The organism is Streptomyces sp. NPDC014882 (assembly GCF_043081325.1).
Taxonomy (GTDB): Bacteria; Actinomycetota; Actinomycetes; order Streptomycetales; family Streptomycetaceae; genus Streptomyces.
The window spans coordinates 264,755-289,634 of the sequence record NZ_JBIBWL010000012.1; the positions used below are offsets into that span (position 1 = coordinate 264,755).

Below are 24,880 nucleotides of genomic sequence, written 5' to 3' on the forward strand. Positions count from 1 at the left end.
CGTAGGCGGCGGTCAGGGGTGCACGCGCGGGCGCGGGGCACCAGGCGGCCGACCGCACCGCTGCCCGCGCCCGTCGGGCGGGCGGCGGAACATCCCCGGGACGGCACCCGGACGAACTTCGTCCGTGGGTTCACGGCAGGACCGGCGACCGGTCACCCGCCCTCGTCACCCCGTGCCCCCGTCGACTCCACAGGGGCACCATCCTCCGGAAGGGCACCCGCATCCTCACCGGACGCGTCACCGGAACGAGGAACACCGCGTCCGCCGGCGCGCACATCCCCGCAGACCGGGTGGACGTGCTCCGCCGACCTGCTGAGAGTCTCTTCGAGGCAAGGCACCCGCCACGGGTGTGAGGCCCGGTGCGCCGCCGCCCGCGTGAGGCGGGGGCGCACCGGGCCGATGCGGCTTCACCGGCCGTGGCCCGGCGGGTACGTGATCCGCGGCGGGAGGCCGCTCAGGTGCAGTGGACGCCGTTGAGGGTGAAGCCGGTGGGGGAGGCGCCGGGTGTGCCGGAGCCCTGGAAACCGAAGGCGGCCGAACCGCCCGGGGCGATCGCCTTGTTGTGACCGGCGTCGGTGGCGGTCACGGCCGCGCCGGACTGGGTGACGGTCGCGTTCCAGGCGCCGGTCACCTTCTCGGGGCCGGAGAAGTTCCAGCCGAGGCGCCAGCCGTCCACGGCGGTGGTACCGGTGTTGCGGACGGTGACGTCGGTGGTGAAGCCGCCGTCCCAGGAGGAGCCGACCTTGTAGGTGACGGCGCAGGCGGCACCCGGGGCGGGCGTCGGGGTTGGCGTGGGTGTCGGGGTCGGGGTCGGCGTGGGCGTGGGCGTGGGCGTGGGCGTGGGTGTCGGGGTCGGCGTGGGCGTGGGCGTCGGGGTCGGGGTCGGGGTCGGCGTGGGCGTCGGGTCGGATCCGTCCGGCAGCGCGCCCCACTGCCGGTCGCTCCCGTCCAGCAGCACCAGGTTCGGGGCGTCCGCCGGGGTGGAGCCCGGCGCGGTGGGCAGGCCCGCCGCGGACCAGTCGTCGGAGGGGTCCCAGGCGCCCGAGGAGGTGAGGCGGAACTGGACCTCCTTGCGGTAGGCCGACTGACCGGCCGGCGCGATCACGGTGTTCGAGCAGTCCACGCTGACGTAGTACACGTCGCCCGCGTGGTGTGTCGGGCCGCTGGCCGTGCCGCACTGGTTGTAGTTGGTGGTGACCTTGACGCCGGTCGGCGGGACTCCCGGCTCCAGCGTGAAGTAGTACCGCAGCGACGCCTCGGTCAGCGCTCGCGCCGGCCAGGCCGACTTGTTCACCAGGTACGCCTTGATCTCGGTGAAGTTCGTCCCGGAGGCGTTCACGGACGCCTGGACGAGCACCTGCGGCCCGTCCGGCTCCTCGACCGGCGGGAAGGCGGCCAGGGGGGCGCCGCCGTACTCGGCGTACAGGCGGGCGAGCGCGCCGGTGAAGGCCGCGTTGTAGTCGGTGGCGACCTCGTTGTCGACGTAGTTCTGCCGGTCGTCGGTGTAGGCGTCGTCGGGTGCGCTCGGCCCGCCGACCAGGGCGCCGTACAGGGTGTGGCGGCTTTCGGCGGGACTGGTGATCTGGTCGGTCCACGAGCCGTGCGCGGTGCGGTGGTGCGGCTTGGTGGGCGGGTTGGTGCCGAAGCCCACGACGTAGCTCGCCCTGCGCGGGTTGTCGCCCAGCGCGTAGTTGATCTGGCGCACGGCGAAGTCGTGGTAGCGCGCCTTGCGGACCGGGTCGTCGGTCAGCCAGTCGCTGTAGGAGAGCGCGGCGAACGCGGTGTTGGCCGCGTACCGCAGCGAACCCCACGAGTCCAGGACCGCCTCGCCGCCGGGGGAGTAGCGCACCTTCTGACCGTTCACTCCCGAGGTCCACCAGTCCAGCCACCGGTTGGCGTCGTCGATGTACCGCTGCTTGCCGGTGAGCTCGGCGAGCAGGACGTAGGAGCCGTAGGAGGTGTCGTCCCAGGAGAGGGTCCACCGGTAGGAGCGGGTGGTGGACTGCGGCTCGGTGGAGAGACCGTCGTAGTAGGCCTCGGCCTTGGCCAGGTAGGCGGCGTCACCGGTGGCCCGGTGGAGCCAGATCGCGCCCCACACCAGCTCGTCCCGGTAACCGCTCCAGGAGTTGTAGTAGGACTTCGCGTCGGTGATGCAGTCGCTGTACTTGCCGCGGTGGTCGTCGGCGAACGCGTACAACTGCTTGGCGTGGGTGAGCAGCATCGCCGCGTACGCCGGGTCGTCGGTGAACAGCATCGAGGAGGCGGCCATCGCGGCGGCGGTCTGCCCGGCGAGGTCCGACCCGGGGCAGGAGGCGTCGATCCGGTACGCGGGCCGGGCCATCGGCATGACCTCGGCCGGGCCCCACCACTTGTGGTCGTCGGCGCCGTTGCCCACCTGCCCGTACAGCACGGTGGGGGAGGGGTGCGCCCTGACGAAGTAGTCGTTGACGAAGCGCAGGCTGTCCTTGAGGTGCTTCAGCTGTCCGGAGGCGGTGTACGCGGCCTTCTGTTCGATGCCGCCCCAGGCCAGCACGGTGGCGCTGTACGCCATGGGCAGGCCGAACTTCACGTGGTCGCCCGCGTCGTACCAGCCGCCGGTCAGGTCGACGCCGACGTCCTTGCCGTCGTCCAGGCCCGAGTCGCCGCGCCAGGAGACGCGGTGGTCGGCGGACAGGCGGCCGGAGCGCTGGGCGTCGTAGAAGAACAGCGACTTCTGCAGCGCCTCGCCATAGGCGAACGCCGGCGCGGCCGAGGCCGGGGCCGCGGTGAGCGGCGTGAGGACTCCGGCCAGCAACGTGGCCGCAGCGGCGAGGGCAGCGCCCCAACGGGGGCGGCTACGGCGGCCGGGCGGAAACGGGGAAGGGCGGGGAGCGGGCTCGCGGGACGGGCGGCGGAACAGGCGCAACGGATCGTCCTTCCGTGGGAGGGCGGCAGCGGTGCGGCTTACCGGACGTGCGGATGCACCCCGGAGCCGGCGGGTGGGGAGGTGGCACCGGCAGGCGGGACTGGGGTGCGCGGCTCGTGCGGAGGTGCCGGGCGGTGCGGTGGTGCGCGTGCGCGGTGCGGAGGTGCCGGGCGGTGCGGTGGTGCGTGTGCACGTGCGCGGTGCGGAGGTGCCGGGCGGTGCGGTGGTGCGCGTGCGCGGTGCGGACGTACTGGGCGGCGCGGTAGCGCGCGGAGCGCCCCGGCCGGGGACCGGACGGGGGCTGGGGTTCCCGTCCGGTGAACGAGGGCCCGCGGCCGTGTCCGTGACGTCGTGGGAGCGCTTCCACGGACGTGCTTATGAAGCCAGCGTCGGCATGCCCTGTCAACGGGTCGCGTGCGGTACGGACGGCGTGGGTGCCCGTCAGCTCCTGGACGGATCCCCTTCACGGACGGCCGGCGCCGGAAGGGCGACAGGCCTGCGGCGGCGCACACCGAGCACCTGAATCCCCCCGTACGAGCGCACGCGAAGCCGGCGACCACCTCCTCTCCGGCGTCACATCGCGGATGGAGGCGAAGCCCGCTCCCGGGGAGCAGGGAAGCTCGCCGAGGGCCGGCACGACCTCGTACCCGGGCAGGGGAGCGAAGGGGCGCCATCAGGCACGCGAGTTCCGCATGGAGCCTCCGCCCGCCTGGATCAGCAGGTCAAAGAGCTGGTGTGATCAGTCGGGGCAGACTCACGCTGGTCATCCGTGCGAGTCTGCGGGGTAGATCGTCGGACTGAGGTGGACGGTTCCTCCGTTCCTGCTCGATCGGGTCGGGCGGCCATCTGCGATCCGGTTCATGGATCCTGAGCTGCCGGAACGGACCACCGCGCGGCGCGCGGAATGGGACGAGCTCGAGGAACAGCCGGAAGGAGTCACGACCGCCGGCCAGGGCTTGGGTGTACTTGAGTGCGCCCCAGTGTTCGGCCAGCCCCCGGCCCGCACCACGCCACGACAGGGCAGTGCCCCGGGCGAGGGTGTGGAGCACGTCCCAGAGGGTCACTTCGAACTGCCGGGGCGACTCCGTCGGCGGGATCGGGACGAGGGCCTACCCGAGTCCACCGAGACGGAGGGCATCCTCGATCTCGCCGAGTTTCGGGGAGGGCAGGGCGCCGGCCCGCTCGATCAGGTCGTCCCGGGACACGGTGGTCAGCCATGTGCACGGGGTGAAGCCTGGACGCGGGAACGCGACGACCTGTGCGACCACGTGGTGGAGCATCTGCACGACGACCAGGCAGTCCTGGTGGTCGACGAGACCGGGTGGCACCGACGCGAGAGCCGGGAGAACACGGTGGCGCCGGCGAAGCGGGCGCTGAGGTCACCACCGTGCCGCATATCGGTCCTCCACCTGTCCGACCCCGGACGGGGGCCACGCGCTTGCGGGATCGTCGGTGATCCCGCCGGGCTTTCACCCGGAGCACCCCACCGCGCGGGAGGGTTGCCGGTCAGCGAGCCAGGGCTTGACGCTGACACTCAATGCCGATCGTGACCGTACGAAGAGATCCTGTCGCCGGACGACGGCCGGGCGGGGCTCAGGAACCGCCGCGCTCCCGGGGGATCTTCTGCCCGGCCTCGATCGCCACCGGCAGCCGGTTCTCGGCCGGGGGCAGCGGGCAGGTGGCCAGGTCGGTGTACGCGCACGGCAGGTTCGAGGCCCGGTTGAAGTCCAGGACGACCGTGCCGTCGGCGGCTGGCGGCTCCACGGTCAGGGCCCGGTTGGCCGCGTACGTGGTGACGCCGGAGGTCGCGTCGGTGAACAGCACCAGCAGCCGGCCCCCACCAGGGCCCGGGAACGCCGTCAGCGACAACTGGCACCCGTTCAGATCGAACTCGATCCTGCCCGGGGCGTCGTAGACGTGCTCCAGGCCCTCGACCGCGGCGCCCACGGTGGTCGGCCGCGGTGTGGCGAAGGGGACGTAGCGGCCGGTCACCGCCCAGCGAGGGTCGGGGGCATAGGCCGGGGTTCCGGTGAAGGCCGTGCGCAGCGGTGCGTCCGGATGCCGGGGGCGCACGATGTCCTGCCCGCCGCGCCGGGCGACCTCGATCACGGCGTCTCCCCACACGGCGTCGACGCCGCCGCGCTCGGGGATCACACCGAAGCGGTGCTCACCGTGCACCGGGCTTCCGTCGACGACCAGTTCCTCGCCGTCGTCCAGGGCCACGACGACCCCCTCGGGGCCGGTGTGCCAGGCGCCGGGCGCGTCCGGGAACCGCTGCGGCCGGTCGTCGAGCCAGTGCAGGCCGGTGACCGCCAGGAACCCGTGCGGGTCGGCGAGGCGGGCCTCCTGAGCGCGATACCACTCCAGCCATGTCTCGGTGAAGACATGGAGGTCCGTGGTGGTGGCCTCGGTGGTCATGGGTGATCTCCTTCATGCCGGGCTGTTTCATGTCGGGCTGTGCTTCGGTGCAGGGGGCGTCAGGCGTGTCGGGTTGCCTTCGGTGAGAGGGCTGTCGGGTTCGCGGGGCCCGACACACTTGTTCAGTGGGCCAGTTCGCCCAGGAGCCGCCAGGTGCGTCGGCGGTCCGCATCTCCGGCGATCTCGGTGGACGAGAACACGACCTCCGTGGCGCCGGCGTCGCGGTAGCGCCGTACCTCGGCCTCGACCGTCCTCTCGTCGCCGATCACCGCCAGGTCGGCGGCCCGCCGCCCGCCCGACAGCTCGATGACGCGGGCGTAGGACGGGATCTGCTCGTAGAACGCGAGGTTCTCGGTGGCCCTGGCCCGCACCGCGTCCAGGTCGGCCGTGACGACACCGGGCACCAGTGCCACGACCCTGGGTGTCGGGCGGCCCGCGGCCTCGGCGGCCGCGTGCAGGGCGGGCACGATGTGGTCCGCCAGGGCGCGCGGTCCCGCCAGGTAAGGCAGGATCCCGTCCGCCAGTTCGCCGCTGACCCGCAGCGCCTGCGGCCCCATCGCGGCGACCAGCAGGGGCACGCCGCCCTCCGCGCCCGGTACCCGTGCCGGGACCGGTGTGGTGGCCGTCAGCAGCTCGCCGTGGAAGTCGGCCGTGCCGGTCTCGGTCAACTGCCTCAGGGCAGTGAGGAATTCACGCAGTCGGGCGATGGGCCGTTCGAAGGGCAGGCCGAAGCCGGTCTCCGTCAGCAGCTTCGTGCCCAGGGCAAGCCCGAGGTGGTAGCGGCCGCGGGTCGCGGCCTGGGCGGTCTGGGCCTGGCTGGAGACCAGCAGCGGGTGCCGGCCGAAGACGGGGATCGCCGACGTGCCGACCTGCAGCCCGGGCACTTCGCGTCCGACGATCGCCGCGAGCTGGGGTGAGTCCGCGCCGAAGGTCTGCCCGAACCAGGCCGACGTGAGTCCGGACTCCGCCGCCTCCCGGGCCAGTTGCACGGTGGCGTCGATCTGGTTGGGCGCGTCGGCCGCGTTGAGCGCTACTCCAACAGTCATGTCAGTCCAGAACGGGTGCCGGACGCAGCTGCATTCCGGTCCGTGTGTGACAGCTTCTTGTCGACCATGTGTCGTGGTCCCGTGCCGAGGGGTGCGGCGCCGGGCGGCAGCGCGCCGTCGTCCGAGGTGATCAGGGTGAACCCGGCGTTTTCGGCGACAGCGGAGACCTGGGCCACGCGGCGCGGGGTGAGCGGCTGGTCGGGGGAGTGGGCGGCGCGGCGCCAGCCCGCGGGACGGGCGCCGTCATCGTCCATCCCGACGGCGAGGCGCGGTGCGGGGCCGGACAACGGGGTTCCTTCCGGGAAACGCACGAGGACTCGCGGCGACAGGGGCACGAGGGGACCCGTCCGCGTACGCCGGCGTCGCGTTCATCCCGGCGAGGCCGAAACGGGAGGGTTCACAGAGCCGGTCCTACCTCATCATCGACCTTGCGGTCCGCGAATTCAGGACTACCCGGTCGAAGCTCACATCTCGCTGAGCGAGTGGCAGACATGGAGAAGCTAGAATGCCCCGTGACAATGCGGAACTGCAGACACCCTGGTTGCGTGATCAATTGATCGACTGGCTTCTGCAAATTGCGGACAGGGATCGGCTGCAGGAGATTTTGGCTTCCTCTGGAGGGGCGGCCATGGACCGCATGCTGGACTTCTTCGACGATACCGGGGTATTGGACGAACCTGTCGGCAGGGTCGGTTTCATTCTCCGTGACGAAGGAGAAGTGGAAGTCATGCGGAAGCTCGACTCTGCAATCGATCAAGCCATCCGGGAAAGCTCTGGGAGTGATGTCGGAATGATTCACTCGCGATCTTGGGAATCAATGATGACCGCTGCTCGGGAAGCCCTGAGGGTAATGGTGGTGGATGGTGCGCGAAACGGCTGATTCGCGAAGCGGATCGCGTCGCGGCGGGGTCCGAGCCGGAACGGGTCACTCGGCTCGGACCCCTGATCCCTTCCATGGCGTTGAGTCTTCCCTGGAAGTTCGGCAGGAGGGAGGTGGCGTCGATTCCGTGCGCCGGGACGTCGATCGATCTGGGTCCATCCCTGGGCCTTCATGGGAATGGATACGCGCGGGAGTACGGCGTGCTCGGTACCAGTTCACTGCGCGACTTCTAGCCGATGGGGAACAGGGCAACATGAAGATTCGGCCTCACGGGCGCAGACTGGCCTTCGGGTTCGTTCTGCCCGGTCTCGTCGCACTCTCCTGCTGGGGGTGCGGTGCCGCAAGTGTGGAGGCGAGTGCCGGGCCCACGGAGCGGAACGGCGCACGGATGTACGACGGTTGCACCGGCGGGCGAAGCCTTGAGGAAATTCAGCGGGTCTACGGCTTCACCGTCCCTGCCGCAGCAGAGAACTTGCGCCACTGCGAACAGGAGAGTTGGTCGGGCAGTGAGGGGGAGTTGCAGTTCGACACGTCCAGAGACGGACTGCAGGAGTTCCTCGCGGGGTCCGGGCAGGCGGACCTCAGGCTCGTCAAGGGCGAGGCGGCCGACACGGGGAGGGACTGGCAGAAGATCCCGCCGGGAGTGCAGCTCGAAAGCGGCACCTACGTGAGCAGGATCGGCGGATGCGACAACACTGTCATGCTTGACGTCCAGGAACCGCGTGCCGGTGAGGTACGGGTCTATCTCACCGTGATCTGCGCCTCGTGACCGGCTTGGTGCACAGGAACCGTACGGGGTGATCGCTCGGTACTGGTGTCGGGAAGTGAGGGCCCACCGGTGCCATCGACGGGTCCTCACTCCGGTTCGGCGCCCCCTTCGGTTGGTCGGGCGGCTGTGTTCACCGGGAGTTCGCGCACGGGAGCCTCACCTCATGAGAACCGGAAGGATACATACCGTGCCTGATGGCAGGCGGTGGAAGCCCGGTCGCGTCTCGGTCGTTGCCGTGGGTCTGCTGATCCTGGGGCTCGGTGTCGGCGCCTGCTCGCCGGCACCCGAGTCGATCGTCGCGGTCGAGGCGGCAGGGGAAGGCGGGGTACGCATACTGGCCATGACGTGCGCGGAGTTCCCGCTGGCTGATGTGCGCGACAGGGGTGCGGGAAGAGACCGTTCAACACGAGGCGGAGCGACCCTGCGACTTTCCACGGCGCGGGGCCCCGGCACCGATGAGCCTCGCATCCGGTGCCGGTTCGGCCAGTGCGAAGGGCAAATTGTGTACAAAGTCGAGAACCACGTAGCCTGCCGTCCCTCAACATCTGGGCCAATCGCTGCTGCCCGCGCGGAGACGTCACCGTTGCCCTGCGCAGCAACCAGTCCGGCGCGGAGAAAACCACCTGCCTCGCCGGCGACCGGCACGACACCGGCACAGTGCCGACCACCTCCGACATCCATGCGCGGCCAAGCGCTACCTCGCCCGTCGTGGAGGAGCCCTGGCCCAACTCAGAGATTCAGCAGACACGCCCCGCGCAGATCAAAAGCCTTTTCCGCCCGCCCGACCGGCGTCAATGAGGCACTGACGGCCCTGGACCGCGTCCACCAGGAGCGCGACTGACCGGGGTTGCTCCGGAGCGTATGAACGGCACGGTCAGAACCCGAACCACGTCACCGAAGCGCCGCATCGGCGAAGGGGATCGCCACGGTCAGTGGCGGCGCATGCCGTCGCAGTGAGCGTGACCGTGACGCTCATGTGAGGCCCCGGGGCCGCGAGCCGTGTGTTCACACCCTGGCCCGCCTCTGAGGTGCCCCTCACGAATCCTGACGCATCGTCAGTGAAGTCGGCATCCGGTCAGCACCAGTCCCCGAAGACTCCGAGACGGCTACACGGGCAAGCGCCTGGTCCGCGGCGTCCCCACAGCCTGGCCCGCACAGAAGCCCAGGCGGGAAGCCTGCTCGGTGCGGTGCGCGATGTTCTGCAGGGTCTTCGATCGGAAGGCGCACCGGTGTACGGTGAAGGTCGCCCTTGACCTGCACAAAGCAGGCAGGGAGCCGTCTTCCAGGAGTCCAACATGCTGCGCACCATGTTCAAGTCCAAGATCTACTATCTGGACATTTGTGCAGGTCAGAGGCATGATGAGACCGCTCAGGTCAGCAAATGGTCAGCATTGGACGCGGGAGCGTCCTGACTTGCTGACCTGACGGCCGTCGTGGCGGGGCCTGGGCGCGAATGTCCGGTTTTCGTTTGGAGGTTGCGTCTCTTGGCTCGTCAGCTCGCCCGGGGAATGGGGTCGTTCTTCAAGGACTGCGGCTGTGCCCGGCCGTCTCGGTGTCAGCATCCGTACACGATCCGTTTCCGGAACGGGCTGGGAAAGCAGTCCGAGGAGAGCGGTTTCGGCACGCAGGACGATGCGATCGAGCGCCTGACGCAGATCTACACGGAGAAAAAGCGTACGGCGCCATCTGTGGCAGAGGCGCGTCGCGAGCTGGGGCAGAAGACGGTGACGGAATATGCGAAGGAGTGGCGGTCCCGGCAGCGAAAGATGACCGAGTACTCCACGGGCGAGCACGTTGACAGCTCCCTCAACGTGCATATTTTTCCGCGCCTGGGTTCCCGGAAGCTGAATACCGTCACGCCGCTTGTGGTGGAGCGTTTCCTGGAAACCTTGGAGGCGGACGGTGTCGGCCGAGGGAACCAGGTCAACATATTTCGCATCCTGAAGACGATTCTGCGGGACGCCTTTGACAAGGGGGCGATGGCGGACGACCCGGTGAAGGGGGTACAGGAGCCGGAGTACGTTCGGGAGAAGGTGGTCATTCCGTCCCTGGAGTATGTGAAGCAGGCGCTGGCGGTCGCGGGTGACGATCTCGCCATGGAGATCGTCATGATGGCGGGGTGCGGGCTGCGCAATGGTGAGGCCCGGGCGGTAAACATCAACAACGTGGTGGCCGACGATGTGTACCGGGTGCACGAGCAGATCCACTCCAACACGCACCGGCCGGCCAAGCTCAAGCACCGCAAGGTAGGGGACTTCCGGGAGGTTCCGCTGCCCCGCTCGGTACGGGAGGCGATCGAACGATACAAGGAGAAGCACGGCACTACGCGGGAAGGCTATCTGCTGCGAGGGCCGAGCGGATACTACACAGAACCGATGGAACGCCGACGCGTTCACGCGCTCTTCGACAAACTGCCGGAGATAGACAGGATGGGGATGTACGGCTTCCGGCACTACTTCGCGTCCAACGCACTCGGCAACGGCATACCGATCACGGACGTGGCGGAGTGGATGGGGCACAAGTCGATCGAGGAGACGTACCGCACCTACCGGCACCTGATGCCGGGCAGTATCACCAAGGCCGCGCGCATCCTTGACGCCGGTCTGTGGGAAACGGCGTGACAGTCGCTGGCGCAGTGGGCCCCATCCGGTTGTTCCGGAACTGGATCTGCCGGTCTCAGGAGGAGATCGTACAGGCCCGCCGGGACTGGATGGAAGGCACGCGGTTCGGGGAGGTGAAGGGGTACGACGGCGCTCCGCTGCCCGCTCCGGAGCTCCCGCCGGTCCCGCTGAAAACCCGGAGAAGGGTGCGCTGACCTGCGGAAACATCTGAGCGTCGGCAGCCGGCGGATGGGGGACGGTTGGGTGCTGCCTCCCGCTTTTCGATCACTCGTGGAGGGACGGCTGAGTGAGTTGCGGACCTGAGGGGGGGCGGGCGATTCCAAGGTCTGGCCGTCTGTGAGCAGCTGTGGCAGTGCTTTTGCTGACCTAATGCTGACTTTGCTGACACGCAGTCAGATGCGGTTGGAGCGCTCTTTTCGCAGCTCTGTCGCACGCGGCGGTCTTTGCAGGCTGGGTAGCGGCCGGACGAGTGCTGACCTGGCCAACGGTTGCGCCGCCCGCCGACGCGTGAACGTGGCGCTCACCGTGCCCTGTTGTGGAGAGTCAACGAGTTTTGAGAGGGCGTTACTGTAGGTCAGCCTCGTCCGCCGGGTCGGCAACCGGCTCTACGTCTCGGGACACATCCGGCCCTCCCGGGCCGCCCATCCAGTTCCGCGCGCTGTGTAGCTCCAGTTCGGCCTCGATCTCGACCGGGAGGTTCCAGGGAAGCATGGCTTCTTGTCTTCAGCGGCTTCCAAGGAGTGGCCGTCCGGGTCTCCGGGGTGCCCTGGCTACTGATTTCGGCCGACGGCATGCTGTACGGAGCGAGGAGGGCGGCGACTACGGGATCAGCGGCTCGTCGGTCGGCAGCACCTCGCACCACCCACCCACGACCTGGTCGTTGGACTTCCTCTCGCGTGGTGGCATGCGGTGGTCGCCTCCTTTCGTGACCGATTGTTCATGACCGAGGTTCGAGATGTCTCATGAGCGCTGTAACGTACCGGCGAACCTAGTGTTTTCTGATTGTCCTGAACCGGGGGCGGGCGGAGATGTCGACGATTGGTCTGGCCACGGCCATCGAAGAGCTGCGGCAGGAGCTGTACGAGGCGCAGCGGCTTGGTGTCAACCAGCAGTTCGCCTTCGGCGTCGAAGAGGCGGAGCTGGAGCTGCGGCTTGAACTGCGCAAGTCCGTTAAGGGAGACGGCAAGCTCTCCTTCGGTGTGGTTGCCGTCGGCGCGGGCGGTGAGCATTCCACCGTCAGTACCCACAAACTGACGCTGAGACTGTCGGTCAAGGACCGGGCCATCGGTGGCGCGCGCCCCGAGGTCGGCGACGACGAGTTCGGGGCGCTGGACGAGGACTGACGTGGATCCGCACAGACTGGCGCAGATCCGAAGCGGGGGTGGCGGCGAGGGACGCCTCACCGTCGGCTCCGGCTATTTGATCGCCCCACGGTTGGTGTTGACCGCCCGTCACGTGTTGGTTGACCAGGCCACCGAAAAGTTCTGGCCGAAGATCACCGTACGCGTCGGACACGACCGCTACGGCGAGACGACAAGGGCGACCGCAGAGCTGCTCTGGGAGCACCCGGACGGCCTTGACGTCGCGCTGCTGTCCGTCGACCGGGAGATCGACCTTCCTGGCGCCGTTCGCTGGGGCCGCCCTACGGGCATACGGCCGCTGAAGTACGAGGGGCTCGGCTTCCCATGGGCCTCCAAGGCGGAGGGCCGGGAGCCGGAGCACCTGCGAGGTGACCTGTCGGTCCTCTCCGGCGGCAAGGACCGCTACGTCCTGGACCAAGGCCCGGCGCCGGTTCCCCGTACCGGCGGCGGGAACGCCTGGGGTGGGGCCTCGGGGGCTGCGATCTTCTGCTGTGGCTATCTGGTTGGGGTAGTGACCGAGGAAGACGCGGCCTACGGAGCCCGCCGACTGCTTGCCCTACCAGTGTCTTCCTTCGCCGAGGACGGCGGCTTTGTATCCCATCTCGAGAAGCACACCGGCGGGCGTCCCGGACTGAGCGCGATCGGCGCGTCCCTCCCCAAGGCGGGGCTTGCCTCGGAACGTACGTTCGCCGAGCGCGAATTGGAGAAGCTACTCACGCCGTTGTTCCCGGACCCGGATGTGCGCACCGGTCACGCGCGAGCCTTGGTGCACGAACTGGGTTACGACGCCGACGACTACGAGCCGGCCATCGCCGACCTCGTGGCGCTCGTCATGGAGCATCGCCGCGCGCTCGCGTCGCTCGGTGAAGTCGTCGCCCGGACCGCGGAGGGCACGGTGCGCGGAGCTCTCACCCATCTCTTCTCACGTGCCAGGGCACTCGAATGCGGGTCGCTGCTCTCGGTGAACGAGTACGAGGACCTGCTCTGCCTGCTGCGTTGCGTCTGCGATGAGTATCCGACCCTCCTGCCCCGGGCTGCCCGTGAAGCGTTGCCGTACGTCGTGCTGCCCGAGCCTCTCACTCGACTGCGGCTCGATGAGGATCGCCTTGCCAACGCAATCGAGTGTCTGGAGGACCTACCCGACGGCGAGAGCGTCCCCGACCACACTCCACCGGTGCCAGCGCTTCTGCGGCTCGTCGAGTATGTGGCGGCGTCCGCTGGCGACGAGCTGGCTGACGGCCTGCGCGCGTGGTCGGGGACGGTCGCCGACCGGCTCGGCGTCCATCCCGGGGCCTTGAGCGAGCGGCGTGCGGACGCCGCCCGGTGGGCGAAGCGCCCCGCCTCGCCGGTGTCGCGGGTAGTGATGGAGCTGGAACACGATGATGCCGTGGGGGACGACCGGTACCGGTGTCGAATCCTGCTCGTCCGCGACGACGGCTCATACCGGGTACTCAAGGAGGCAGAGTCGGGGTCCAAGACCCCGCAGGAGGTGGCGAGCAGCCTGAGTGAGGCGGTCTTCGCCGTCCGCCAGGAACCCGGGCAGCGAGACCATGTGCCGTGGGTGACCGTCGTGGTCGACCCGGAGGGGCTCCACCTGGCCGTCGACGAATGGGTGCCGGCAGTGCCCAACGACATCCTTCCGGCGTGGCCGATTGGAGCCGAGTACCGCGTCTCTCTGAGCTGCCCCGAGCTGAGCGACCTGATACCGGAACGCCAAGGTGATCAGGAACGCCGGTGGAAGATCGGACGAGGGACGACACTGGTCCTCAGCCAGACGTGCGACAGCAGGCATCAGCTCGTGGACCTGCTGAAGACCGAGCATCGCGACACCGCGCGAGTGGTCCTCCACAGTCCCGCCGACGAGCGGAAGCGCTGGCTGCTGGCCACTCTCGCCTTGGGCGTCCCCGTCGTTCTCTGGGACCGCGATCCCGTCGGCCATAACGACGCCGGGGGACTGGAGAGCTTGGCTCCCTCCAGCGACCTGGAGGGGCTCCCCGAGCGGGTCCGGTGCTTTCGGAGCCGCTCGGCGGCCTGCTCGACGGAGCGGCGTCCACGGCCCTCCCTTGTGTGGGAGCCAGAAGGTCATCACTCGAGGATCGAGTCGCTACAACTGACGGACCCCCGGAGAGGAACGCAAACGTCATGACCACCTCCCATCCCCTGTCCGGTGCGTCTCCGCAGCGTCCGTCCTCCGATGGCGGAAGCGAAGTCTGGCGGCTCTTCCGCGGTGACGGCGAACGCCGTGAGACCCCGTTCCCTGCCGCTCCGCCGTGGCGTCGCTTCGGGCTGGAGTCCGTGACCGATGCCAGCGTTTCCTACCCACGGCCCTACCTAATCGGCCCCGACGAGGCCGACGTCGTGAATGCGGCGCTCCACCTGCGCCGGCCTCTCCTGGTGACCGGGCAACCTGGCACGGGCAAGTCCTCGCTGGCTCACGCCGTTGCCCACGAACTCGCGCTTGGCCGCGTCCTGCAGTGGCCGGTCAACAGCCGCTCCACCCTGCAGGACGCTCTCTACCAGTACGACGCGGTCGGCCGGCTGCGCGAGGCCACCTTGCGTCGTGACGCGGAAGGCACGGAACCGGACATCGGCCAGTACATCCGGCTTGGCGCCCTGGGTAACGCCCTCCTGCCCCGGGAACGTCCTAGAGTGCTGCTCATCGACGAGCTGGACAAGGGCGACATCGACCTACCCAACGACCTGCTGACCGTCTTTGAGGAGGGTGAGTTCGCCATTCCTGAACTCACCCGGCTACCCGACGACCACGCGCCGGTGCATGTCCAGACCGACGACCCGGACGAATTTGCCCCAGTTACGCGCGGCCGCGTCCGGTGCAGTGAGTTCCCGGTCGTAATCATCACCAGCAATGGCGAACGTGACTTCCCACCCGCCTTTCTGCGGCGCTGCGTCCGCCTCGATCTTCCCGAGCCCGATGAACGTCGCCTGCGTGAGATCATCGCCGCCCACCTCGGTCCCGACGCTCTGAACCACACGGACGACTTGCTCCGCGAGTTTCTGGGGCGCCGCGCTGCGGGTGAACTCGCCACAGACCAGCTACTTAACGCTGTCTTCCTCCGGAAGGGCGGGGTGAACCTTGACGCGGGCTCCCTTCTCGAGGCCGTCCTGCACCGCCTTGGTGAAGTTGTGTGACGCCGTGATCTCGCGCGTGACGAAGGTCCTGGCCGAGAGTGGGGCAGAGATCTCCTATGAGGAACTCCTCGACGTTCTATGGCTCGCCAGAAGGCTGCCCCGAGGGGTTGCACCCGTGGCGCGTGCCGTTGGCGAACCTGCGACGCTCTCGGAGCAGCATGGCTCCCTCCACCACAACGGATCGGCGACACCCGTGTCGGAGGCTGCGGGGCACGACACGCCGACTGCCGAGCCGACGACTGCGGAGTCAACAGACCCAGCGTCCGCGAACCCCGTCCAAGCCACAGCGCGGCCCCGTGCCCATGACGACCCGGAGGTGTCCGCAGGGGCGATCCCGTCCCGGGCGGTCGCTGTCCGTGCTCCGGAAAGCCGCCTGATTGGGGCCAGGCAGCTCCGACTTGGCAAGTCCCTCCGACCGCTGCGGCAGCGCTTCCCCGACCGGCGTCGCTATGAACTCGATATCGCGCGAACCGTCGCGGCCATGGCCGACACAGGCGTGCCCGAGCCTGTCACCCGCCAGGCGCGCACCCGCTGGCTGTCCCTGGCTCTTGTGGTCGATGACGGCATCTCCATGGTTCTCTGGCAACGCCTTGCCGCCGACATCCGAGCGCTGATGGAACGCGCCGGGGCGTTCCGCGATGTACGTGTGTACGGACTCGACACGCGCGGCGCCATCCCGTCCTTGCGGGCCAGCCCGTATCGCCACCGCAGCCGTCTTCTTTCGCCAAAAACTCTGTGTGACCCGAGCGGGAACACCCTCGTCCTCATTGTCAGTGACGGCGTGGGCGCAGCCTGGCGGAACGGCGGGATGAGGCAGGTGACGGGACGTTGGGGAAGGTGCGGGCCCACGGCGATCGTCCACGCGCTGCCAACCCGGCTCTGGGCGGGCACTGGGATCGGCGCACGGCGCTGGCAGGTCACCACCCGACGGCGTGGCGGCCCGACCCGCGCCTGGCATGTCACTGATCCGGACCTGCCGCCGGACCTCGTCCGCTTCGACTCCGTACCCGTCCCCGTCCTCACGCCGACCCCCGAGGCCGTTGCCGACTGGGCGCTACTCATCGCCTCGCCCGGGGGCACCGCTCTCCTCCCGCTGTGGGATGGCGGCCAGCGAAGCTGTGGTCGGCCCGCCGCCGACACTCGGGGAATTGACGCCGCCGAAGCGGTGCTCCGCTTCAGGGAGGCCGCGTCCGCCGAGGCGTACCGGCTGGCGGCCCACGTCGCAGCGGTCGCGCCTGTAACGCCTCCCGTGATGCGTCTGGTGCAGGCCGCCATCGGGCCTCCGACGGACCCCGGACATCTAATGGAGGTGTTTCTGGGCGGACTGATGCACGAGGCGGATGCCGCCGAGCCGGAACGGCTGCCGCACCACCGACGGTTTGACTTCGCGAGCGACGCCCGCCGAATTCTGCTCAGCGCCGTCTCCCCGAAGGAATTGCTGCATACCACCGATGCCATCACGCGCCACATCGAAGCAGCCGTCGGCCGTGCCCCGGTCTTCCCGGCCTGGGTCGGCCACCCGGAGGGCTTCTCCGTGATCGACGACATCGGACGCCCCTTCGGTTGGCTGCGGGAGCAGCTGCTGACGCGTCTCGGTATCCCGTCCGCAGATTCCATCCCGATGACATCCGTACCGGACCGCACTGTGGTGCCCAGACCAGTGACTGAAGGCTCCCTGAGGTATGGGGCGGCCCGGATCGGGGACTCTGAACCGAGTAGGCAGGGTGCGCCGCCGTACGACGACGGGTCTGGCAAGAGCCTGCGGGCGGGGGTGACCGATCTGGTTGAGAATCTCGCCACGGACGCGCCGCCGGAGGTTCGCGCACGCGCCGCGGCTCAGACCAACACGCTGGTCGCCAAGCTCTGGAACTACTGCAACGTCCTGCGGGACAACGGCCTGTCCACCATCGAGTACATCGAACAACTGTCCTACTTGCTATTCTTGAAGATGGTCGACGAGCTTGCCGAGGAGGCTTGGGAGGACGACGACATTGCCCAGGTCGTCCCCGAGGGCTACGACTGGAAGTCCCTGGCTAGCAAGCGTGGGGTGGAGTTGGAGAAGCACTACCGCGCCATCCTCGACGAGCTGGGCCGCCGCCCCGGAACCACTATCGGCACGATCTTCGCCGGGGCGCAGAACCGCATCACCAAGCCCGCGCTCTTGGAGAAGCTCGTTGTCGACCTGATCGGCCGCGAACAGTGGACCATCAAGGGGGCGGACCTCAAGGGCGACGCGTACGAAGGGCTTCTCAACAAGGGCGCCTCCGACACTAAGACAGGTGCTGGCCAATACTTCACCCCTCGCGCCCTCATCGACGCGATCGTCGAGGTCTCGAGGCCGACACCGGACGACATCATCGCCGACCCGGCCTGCGGCACTGGCGGCTTCCTCATCGCCGCCCACACGTACCTGCGTAAGCACCACATGCAGGGCCTGCCCGGGGAGAAGCGCGAAGCCCTCCAGCGAGGCGACCACATCCGCGGCAACGAGCTCGTCACGAGCACTGCCCGACTCGCGGCGATGAACATGCTGCTGCATGGCATCGGCACCAGCGACGGCCCCAGCCTCGTCTCGGTCGGAGACGCCCTGGCCGAGAAGCCATTCGGCAAGCGCGCGACGCTCGTCCTCGCGAACCCGCCCTTCGGCCGCAAGTCCGCCATCAGCATCATTGGTCAGGACGGACAGGTCGAAAAGGAAGACGTTGAGTACGACCGCGACGACCTCACCGTCACCACGACGAACAAGCAGCTCAACTTCCTGCAGCACATCATGTCGCTCACCTCGATCGACGGCCGCGCGGCTGTCGTCCTCCCGGACAACGTGTTGTTCGAGGGCGGTGCCGGCGAAAAGATCCGTAGGCGGCTGCTGAACGAGTTCAACCTGCACACCATCCTGCGGTTGCCCACGGGCATCTTCTACGCCGGCGGCGTCAAGGCCAACGTCCTCTTCTTCGAGAAGAAGGCGCCCCGCGCCGACGGCAAGCCCCACACCGAGCGTACCTGGGTGTACGACTTCCGCACCGGCCAGCACTTCACCCTCAAGCAGCGTCCTCTTACCCGCGCTCACCTCCAGGACTTCGTCGACGCCTACAAGGCCGATGACAGCGAGAGCCGCGTCCCCTCCGAGACCCCGGAGGGTCCGTGGCGGGTCTTCGAGTATGACGACCTGATTAAGCGCGACAAGGTCAACTTCGACATCACCTGGATGAAGGACCCGGCCCTCGAGGACGAGGAACAACGACCTACCGCCCGAGGTTATCGCGCAGGAGATCGTCCAGGACCTCCTGGCCGCTCTCGATGAGTTCAAGGCGATCGCCGAGGCTTTCTGGGCGGCGAGGTCACCGACGACGAGTGAATTGTGGCCCCGGCTGGTTGGAGAGCCGTACGACGACATCGAACACCACGGCACCGGCACCTTCGGAGCGGACTGTCCCGCTACCTGCTGGCCCAGCACGTCCAGGTGTACGAAGTGAACCGGCCCGACCGCACGGCCCGCCGGCTGCTCGGTAAGTCGAACCCGCTCGATGCGCAGGCCGCCGCGCGGGCCGTGCTCAGCGGCCGCGCCCGGGCCCGGGCCAAAACCGGCGACGGTCCGATGCACAGCGCCCGGATGTTCAAGCTCGCCAAGGACTCCGCGGTCAAGGCCCGCACTCAGGCGATCAACCAGCTCAAGGCCGTCCTGGTCATAGCTGACCCCGCCCTGCGGGAAGGACTGTCCAACCCGGGCAACCGCAAGTTGTTCCGCACCTGCGCGCGCTTCGGCCTGCACGACGGCGGGGGCGACGAGGGCGCGGTGGCCCAGGCCACCTGCATCACCCTGAGCCTGCTGGCCCAGCACCGACGGAGCTCGCGTCGGCTCAACCATGGCGACGACCGGCAGGCCAACGCCGCCCTGCACCGCATCGTGTTCACCCGCCTGCGCCACGACCCACGCACCCAGGAGGGCAAGACCCGACGTGAGATCATCCGATGCCTCAAACGATATGCCGCCCGAGAGGTCTTCAATCTGGTCAGAACGGTACCCAGCGCCCCCTCGTTGTAGGGGCGTCGGTGAGAGGAAGCGGCTCCACGAGAGCACTTCGGTGAGGCCGCTTCCTCTCACAGATCACCCCACGCGGTCACCACTACGACCGCGCGGAGAGGGCGTTCTGGCGCACCGGATCACCCCTCTCGCGGGGACCACCAGTTCGTCCTCTCCCGTACCGTGGAGCAGCTCATCAAGACGAACGGGATGACGGTGCTCTCACCGGCTGTGCCCCGCATCACCTGGGCGTCCTTGCGTCTCCTCGCTCTACAGCACGTCCAGCAAGGCGTTGTCCTCTCACTGGTCAACCGTTTCCAGCCGATGAAGCGAGCGCCGAGGTTGTAGCCAACGACCCAATCGGGGTTGTCGAACCACGTTGGCGCTGAGACGACCACCACTTCGGCCTCTATGACCTCGGATACTGAGCGATCGGGTGAGGTAGGTCAGAACTCCACGCGGGGTCGTTCGCTGATATCCCGACTGAGCAGGTTTCGAACGTCGGCTTCCGGAAAACCGGAACGATTGATGAAATCGGCGAAGGAGATACCCGTTGTTTCCATGAGTTCTAGTGCGCGCTGCAGGAGTACGGGAGCCTCTGGATTTCCCAGGGTGCCAGGCTCTGCTTTTCTCCACCCTCGGACGGACAACGCTTTCCAGCCCTGGGCGTAGGTGTGTTCGCTCATGACGCCGAGCGTTTTTGCCCTGACCAGTAGGGCGGCTAGTGAGACATGCCATTTTGCCTTCAAGCGGAGAAATGCGGGCCAGTCGAGCCGCTCCGGGAGTTCGGATCTGATGTCGTCGGCCGGCATGAGGAACGCGGCAGCGAACTCATGGGCTTGACTTTCAGTGACCTTGTCGCCAATTTTTCCAGTATAGCCATGCAAGACCAGATGGCCTAGTTCGTGGGCCGCGTCGAAGCGGGAGCGGTCGCGCAGGCCCTTGTCGGCCCCCAGGGCAATAACGGGCCTGTCGGGGAAGTCGACACAGAATGCATCAACTTTTTCGATACCGACACGGAAGCGGACGACTACAATGCCGTTCATTTCCAGTAGTCGCACGACATCTTGAACTGGACCGCGTGGGACGTTCCAGTGGTTACGGATTTGGGCTGCCGCTTGTTCGATATCGGGGGACCGAAGGGGCTGTCCTTCGTCGGATGGGACGCGCGGCAGGTTGAGTTCGGGCAATGCGACGTGCTTTTCGAGCTCAAGCGTGATTTCTCGTGCGAGGTGCACGTAGGCGAGAGCTTGTTGGCGATCTCGGGGGGAGGTGGAGCGAAGGCTGCGGAAGAACCCGTTGACCTGATCCTGCGCAGGGGGGCGGGCCGGAGCGGCGAAGAACGAGGGCGGCACCCGCAACGCGACCGCGAGCCGGCGAAGCGTCGATGTGGCGGGCTTGGTGTGTCCGTTCTCGAACTGACTGATCGAAGCCGCAGTGACGGCGCCGACCTCGCGGGCTAGCTGCACCTGGGTGAGCCCACGTAGTTCGCGTGCCATGCGCAGTCTGGCGCGATCGAACAGGGCTGCGATGTCGCCAGGGTCCAGTTGCGGGTCGTTCACGTCGCTCGTCTCCGGGCCAGTCGATGTCCACCGATCAGCGGACGATTCTCGATCTTGAATGTTCCGCTCGCATCTTAGGCATGCCTTCATTACCGGACGGTCAAAATCACACGGCCTCCAGCAGACACGCCCGAGTGAAGTGTGTCGAGTTGCATCTCCGCCACATGGTGTACTCTCCCTGAAACGCGGAAGATCATGTTCAGATCTGAGGTAACCCACTAGGCGTGGGGGGACGGAGTTGAGGGGATGAGGGTTCAGGAGTGCGTGCTGGCGGATGAGGTGATCACCGCCGACTCGGCGGAGACCGCGCTGTGGGACGCCATCGTGGTGCCGGAAGAGATCAAGGAGCGGCTGCGCAACCAGACAGTGTTGTCGCTGCTCGTGCGATCTGACCTGCCGTTCGCGGTGACGGCGTTGCACGGCTTGTGCACGCTCTACGGCCCTCCCGGCACCGGCAAGACCACCCTGGCACGGGGCCTGCCGGCACAAGTCGCCCGCTATGTCCCTGGAGGCGCGGTCAGGCGGATCGAGATCAACCCGCACGGGCTGATGAGCGCCGAACACGGGCAGTCGCAGCAGCGGGTCAGCGAGCTGCTCGGCGAGTACGTGCCGGGGCTCGCGTCGGACGGCGTGCCGACCGTGGTGATCCTCGACGAGGTCGAATCGATGGCGGTCGCCCGCTCAGCGGCTTCACTGGCCGCCAACCCGGCTGATGTCCACCGCGCCACCGACGCCGTGCTCACTGCCTTGGATCTCAACGCCGCCGAGCACCCGCACCTGTTCTTCGTCGCGACCAGCAACTTCACCACCGCCCTGGACGAGGCGTTCCTCTCCCGCTCCGACGCCGCCATCCTCGTCCCGCTTCCCGAACCGGAGGCACTGCGTAGGATCCTGGCCTCCACGCTGTTGACGCTGGCCGACAAGTACCCGGCCTTGGGCACGCTGGCGCGCTCCCCTGCGATGGACCGCATCGCCGAAGCGGCTCACGGGCTGGACGGTCGCCGTACGCGCAAGGTGGTCTTCGAAGCTCTGGCTCAGCGGCTGGACACGGTGCTTGACCCAGGCAGCCTCACCGAAGACGGCCTGGCCGCCGCAGTGCGCAACGCGGTCGCGGAGACGGACGAGCCGGAGGTGTCCCGTGCGGCGCACTAGGCAGGTGGCGGCCTCACCCGTGCGCAGTGCCAGCGGAACCTGGACGGTGATCATGGACCTCGTGGCGGATACCGTGGCGCAGTCCTCCGCGCTGTCCCGCGACGAGGCAGTGCAGGCAATGTCGGCCGCCGAGGCGGTCGGGCGGATGCTGATCGCGGCAGACCACCTTCAGGGTCACCCGATCACCCTGGTCGCAGGCAAGGTGCACTGCGAGATAACGACCGTGTCCGGCATTGCGGCGCTGACGCTGGAGGAGAACCTCACCCCTGTCCCCGGCGCGACGGGCGCAGACGACTTTATGATCTACCTGCCATCCCCGGCCCCGCTCCAGGAGCAGGTGAAGGCAGCCGCTGACGGTCACGCCCGGTTGTCCGACGCTGTCCCACCCGCTCCAGAGACGAAGGCTGCCCACTCCGGTCCGCTGATCGATCGTGAGGCTCTGCGACGGGCGGTGACTCAGCGATGACCTCCACCTACACCTACAGCTACACCCGTGCACACACCGCCACGCACCTGACCGACGTCATTCTCGGCACCATCACCGGCATCCTCGCCGACCTGAAGATCAGCATGGACCCGCTGAGCCGCAACTGGGTGCAGAACGAGAACGCGATCAAGGCGTGGATCGAGGAAGGTAGCCTCGACGCGGTTGTCCTGGAGTGCCACCAGCCCTCAGGCGCCGTAGCACCGGTGATCGAGTTCCCGGTGTCCTACACCACCCCCGGCGATGGCAACGCCGAGTTCACCGCCTCCCGTGCCCGAGCCGCCCGGTTCCGGGCCAAGCTCGACCGGGTGCCCACGGGCACCACCTACCGGCTGTTCTGCACCTTCAATGGGCCCCGCACTCCACAACCAGGTTGGGGCCCCGGCCAGCGGGCGAGCATCGACGGCTTGAGCGGCATTACCTTCGGCACCCTTGGCTCCGCCCCGCACGCCTCGACCGGTATGCGGTACTACCACAGCTGAGACGACGAGGAGGAGCACACCGCCATGGGATACATCGACGACGCTTTCGCCAACCTCAAGCACAACCTGGAAATCACCCCGACCGAGCAGAAGTTGGCGAAGGCACGGCACGAGTCCATCCGCGACTTCGTCCGGTCGCACTGGGACCTCGCCGACGACTTCCTCACCGGCAGCTATCGGCGCGACACCAAGACGAAAAAGCTTAAGGACATCGACATCTTCGTGGTCCTCGACGCCGACGGCTCCCAGGCCGGCTTCCGCGATCAGGCCCCCATCCAAGTGATCAACGCGCTGGAGAACCTGCTCCGTCAGAAGTGGAGCGACGCAGCCCGCGACGGCATGGCCATCGTGATCCCCTACGGTCCCGACGACGAGGTCATGTCGATCGACGTAGTCCCCGCCTTCAAGAGAGACGACGGCGGCTACTACATTCCCAATCCCTCGGCAGGTGACTGGATCGCGACCAATCCCAAGCGCCATCACGAGCTGAGCATCGCCAAGAACGCCGACTGCGACGGCAAGTACGTCCCCTTCGTCAAGATGGTCAAGGGCATCAACCGCGAACTCGGCGAGCCCGTGTCGCCCTCCTTCCTGCTGGAGGTCATGGCTCAGACGCTGGTGAAGCCGCCGATCGGGAGCTACCAGGACGAGATCGTGACCTTCCTGGCCACCGCTGCCGAACGCATCGGCGACGAGTGGCCCGACCCCGCCGACCTGGGCGGCAACGTCAACGCCGTCATGAACGCGACCCAGAAGCTCGCCGCGGCCAACGCGCTCAACCAGGCCCGCGCCATCGCGGAACGAGCGGTTGACCTGGAGGATGACGGCCAGGAACGCGCCGCCTACGACGAGTGGAAGAAGCTGTTCGGGAACCGGATGACCAGGCCATGAACCTTTCCACCGACCCCGGCGGCATCCACGGGATCCCGCCTCGAGCCATCCACGAGCGGCAGCTCGACGACGACATGCTGCTCCTTCAGCGCGCTGCGTCGGCAAGCCACCAACGCGGCCAGCTCCTTGAAGCCGTGCGCGTTACCGCCGCCGTCGTGCTCGCCGCCGCCGGTGTCCTGATCACGGTGCTCGGTCACGGTCGGACAGCTGTCTCGATCGTCGGGTTCCTTTGGTTCGTCGTCTCCGCGTTCCTGCTCAAGGGCCTCGCCGGAAACACCGCCCGCCAGGGGGCCCTGCTCCAAGAGATGTTCGACATCGCCCTGTTCCACTTGCCGTGGCGCGCCACCGTTGCAGGCGACCCCATCCCCGAACCCGACGTCCGCCGTCTCGCGCGTAAGCTGCCCCGAGGCAGTGCGAAGGACAAGCGCATCACCCACGGCTGGTACGACCCCACCAACGGCGTCCACCATCCCTACGACGTGTTCATCGCGCAGGAACAGAACCTCGCCTGGGACGCCCGTCTCCGCCGCCGTTATAGCTACCTCATTGCTGCCACCGCGATCCTGTGGGCCACCATCGGCCTTGTCGCCGGCCTGGTGGTTGCGGATGTGTCTCTGGGCGACACGCTTCTCAGCTTCTTTGTGCCGTCCTTGGCGGCTTATCAGATCGCTTATGAGATCTGGTCCGGCCAACACAAGGTGGCCGACGAACGCGACCGACTCACCAAGGTCGTCAACACCGAACTACACAACGGACGCCCCGGCCACATCCCCGACGACGAACGTCACCGCCTACGGAACGTCGCACGGGACGTGCAGGACGGCATACTCCGCACCCGTCTGGACACCACCCGAGTACCCGAGTGGTTCTACAAACGCTTCCGCGACGACGACGAACGCGACTTCGGCGACACCGCAGAAGGCCACCGTCTCCGCCTCGCCCAAAGTACCCCGCCACCGACATAGTGTGCGGAAATAACTCCACGCACCACGATCAAGGGTCAAGGCCCCCGTACGGCTCCACCGTCGCCTACGTCGAAGCCCACTAGGGGCTGTGTGATGTCGTGATCACACGGTGTACTTGAGCGAGTCGTCGATCCAGATTATGGAGGCTCGGAGGTGGAGGCCGGCAAGGTAGC

The 24,880-nt window shown here is 67.7% G+C and carries 18 protein-coding genes, 2 pseudogenes and 1 riboswitch; of the genes and pseudogenes, 14 read left to right on the forward strand and 6 right to left on the reverse strand.

From position 1 onward, the window contains the following. Positions 1-454: 454 nt before the first annotated feature. The 5 genes and pseudogenes from ACF09K_RS25800 to ACF09K_RS25820 all read right to left on the reverse strand — a co-directional run bounded on the left by ACF09K_RS25800 (position 455) and on the right by ACF09K_RS25820 (position 6,656). A complete protein-coding gene (locus ACF09K_RS25800; RefSeq protein ID WP_392247116.1) occupies positions 455-2,794 on the reverse strand; it encodes a glycoside hydrolase family 9 protein in 2,340 nt (779 codons plus the stop codon). A 1,220-nt stretch (positions 2,795-4,014) separates the two neighbouring features. Next, positions 4,015-4,155 (reverse strand): annotated as a pseudogene (locus tag ACF09K_RS25805) (type II toxin-antitoxin system PemK/MazF family toxin); the annotation flags it as partial. Between the two features lie 179 nt (positions 4,156-4,334). Continuing rightward, a riboswitch (SAM riboswitch) is annotated at positions 4,335-4,447 on the reverse strand. Between the two features lie 51 nt (positions 4,448-4,498). Beyond that, a complete protein-coding gene (locus ACF09K_RS25810; protein ID WP_392247118.1) occupies positions 4,499-5,323 on the reverse strand; it encodes a DUF1684 domain-containing protein in 825 nt (274 codons plus the stop codon). Between the two features lie 122 nt (positions 5,324-5,445). Continuing rightward, positions 5,446-6,369, reverse strand: a complete 924-nt coding sequence (locus ACF09K_RS25815) for an LLM class F420-dependent oxidoreductase (RefSeq protein ID WP_392247120.1) — start codon at positions 6,367-6,369, stop codon at positions 5,446-5,448. Next, positions 6,366-6,656, reverse strand: coding sequence for a hypothetical protein (locus ACF09K_RS25820; RefSeq protein WP_392247122.1), 291 nt, complete (start codon positions 6,654-6,656; stop codon positions 6,366-6,368). Before ACF09K_RS25820 ends, ACF09K_RS25815 begins: the two co-directional genes overlap by 4 nt. 218 nt (positions 6,657-6,874) lie before the next feature. On the opposite strand from ACF09K_RS25820, the gene ACF09K_RS25825 reads away from it, so the two are divergent. The 9 genes and pseudogenes from ACF09K_RS25825 to ACF09K_RS25865 all read left to right on the forward strand — a co-directional run bounded on the left by ACF09K_RS25825 (position 6,875) and on the right by ACF09K_RS25865 (position 19,192). Next, complete coding sequence (locus ACF09K_RS25825; RefSeq protein WP_392247124.1) at positions 6,875-7,249, forward strand: hypothetical protein; 375 nt, start codon at positions 6,875-6,877, stop codon at positions 7,247-7,249. Between the two features lie 253 nt (positions 7,250-7,502). Beyond that, positions 7,503-8,018 carry a hypothetical protein gene (locus ACF09K_RS25830; RefSeq protein WP_392247126.1) on the forward strand — a complete coding sequence of 172 codons (516 nt, stop codon included), beginning with the start codon at positions 7,503-7,505 and terminating at the stop codon, positions 8,016-8,018. 1,508 nt (positions 8,019-9,526) lie between these two features. Further along, on the forward strand, positions 9,527-10,639 hold the full coding sequence (locus tag ACF09K_RS25835; RefSeq protein ID WP_392247164.1) for a tyrosine-type recombinase/integrase: 1,113 nt from the start codon (positions 9,527-9,529) through the stop codon (positions 10,637-10,639). A 29-nt stretch (positions 10,640-10,668) separates the two neighbouring features. Then, positions 10,669-10,833, forward strand: a pseudogene (locus tag ACF09K_RS25840) (pirin family protein); the annotation flags it as partial. Between the two features lie 834 nt (positions 10,834-11,667). Beyond that, positions 11,668-11,982 (forward strand): trypco2 family protein, encoded by a 315-nt coding sequence (locus ACF09K_RS25845; protein ID WP_324773638.1) that lies wholly within the window; start codon positions 11,668-11,670, stop codon positions 11,980-11,982. 1 nt (position 11,983) lies between these two features. Then, positions 11,984-14,146, forward strand: coding sequence for a trypsin-like peptidase domain-containing protein (locus ACF09K_RS25850; protein ID WP_392247127.1), 2,163 nt, complete (start codon positions 11,984-11,986; stop codon positions 14,144-14,146). Then, positions 14,143-15,150 carry an AAA family ATPase gene (locus tag ACF09K_RS25855; RefSeq protein WP_392247128.1) on the forward strand — a complete coding sequence of 336 codons (1,008 nt, stop codon included), beginning with the start codon at positions 14,143-14,145 and terminating at the stop codon, positions 15,148-15,150. The genes ACF09K_RS25850 and ACF09K_RS25855 overlap by 4 nt, the downstream gene beginning before the upstream one ends. Before the next feature lie 16 nt (positions 15,151-15,166). Continuing rightward, positions 15,167-18,451 carry an SAV_2336 N-terminal domain-related protein gene (locus ACF09K_RS25860; RefSeq protein ID WP_392247130.1) on the forward strand — a complete coding sequence of 1,095 codons (3,285 nt, stop codon included), beginning with the start codon at positions 15,167-15,169 and terminating at the stop codon, positions 18,449-18,451. Positions 18,452-18,610: 159 nt separating this feature from the next. Next, positions 18,611-19,192 (forward strand): hypothetical protein, encoded by a 582-nt coding sequence (locus ACF09K_RS25865; protein ID WP_392247132.1) that lies wholly within the window; start codon positions 18,611-18,613, stop codon positions 19,190-19,192. A 425-nt stretch (positions 19,193-19,617) separates the two neighbouring features. Here the strand turns inward: ACF09K_RS25865 and ACF09K_RS25870 are convergent, their stop codons facing one another. After that, a complete protein-coding gene (locus tag ACF09K_RS25870) occupies positions 19,618-20,733 on the reverse strand; it encodes a helix-turn-helix domain-containing protein (protein ID WP_392247134.1) in 1,116 nt (371 codons plus the stop codon). 246 nt (positions 20,734-20,979) lie between these two features. Here ACF09K_RS25870 and ACF09K_RS25875 point away from each other — a divergent pair, with 246 nt between their 5' ends. The 5 genes from ACF09K_RS25875 to ACF09K_RS25895 are packed head-to-tail and all read left to right on the forward strand — an operon-like array spanning position 20,980 to position 24,707. After that, complete coding sequence (locus tag ACF09K_RS25875; protein WP_392247136.1) at positions 20,980-21,885, forward strand: AAA family ATPase; 906 nt, start codon at positions 20,980-20,982, stop codon at positions 21,883-21,885. A 52-nt stretch (positions 21,886-21,937) separates the two neighbouring features. Next, positions 21,938-22,351 (forward strand): hypothetical protein, encoded by a 414-nt coding sequence (locus ACF09K_RS25880; RefSeq protein ID WP_392247166.1) that lies wholly within the window; start codon positions 21,938-21,940, stop codon positions 22,349-22,351. Beyond that, on the forward strand, positions 22,348-22,851 hold the full coding sequence (locus ACF09K_RS25885; protein WP_392247137.1) for a hypothetical protein: 504 nt from the start codon (positions 22,348-22,350) through the stop codon (positions 22,849-22,851). The genes ACF09K_RS25880 and ACF09K_RS25885 overlap by 4 nt, the downstream gene beginning before the upstream one ends. A gap of 24 nt (positions 22,852-22,875) precedes the next feature. Then, the gene (locus ACF09K_RS25890; protein ID WP_392247139.1) at positions 22,876-23,742 is read left to right on the forward strand and encodes a CBASS oligonucleotide cyclase; all 867 of its coding nucleotides are present in this window, start codon (positions 22,876-22,878) and stop codon (positions 23,740-23,742) included. After that, on the forward strand, positions 23,739-24,707 hold the full coding sequence (locus ACF09K_RS25895) for an S-4TM family putative pore-forming effector (protein ID WP_392247141.1): 969 nt from the start codon (positions 23,739-23,741) through the stop codon (positions 24,705-24,707). Before ACF09K_RS25890 ends, ACF09K_RS25895 begins: the two co-directional genes overlap by 4 nt. The last annotated feature ends 173 nt before the right edge of the window (positions 24,708-24,880 follow it).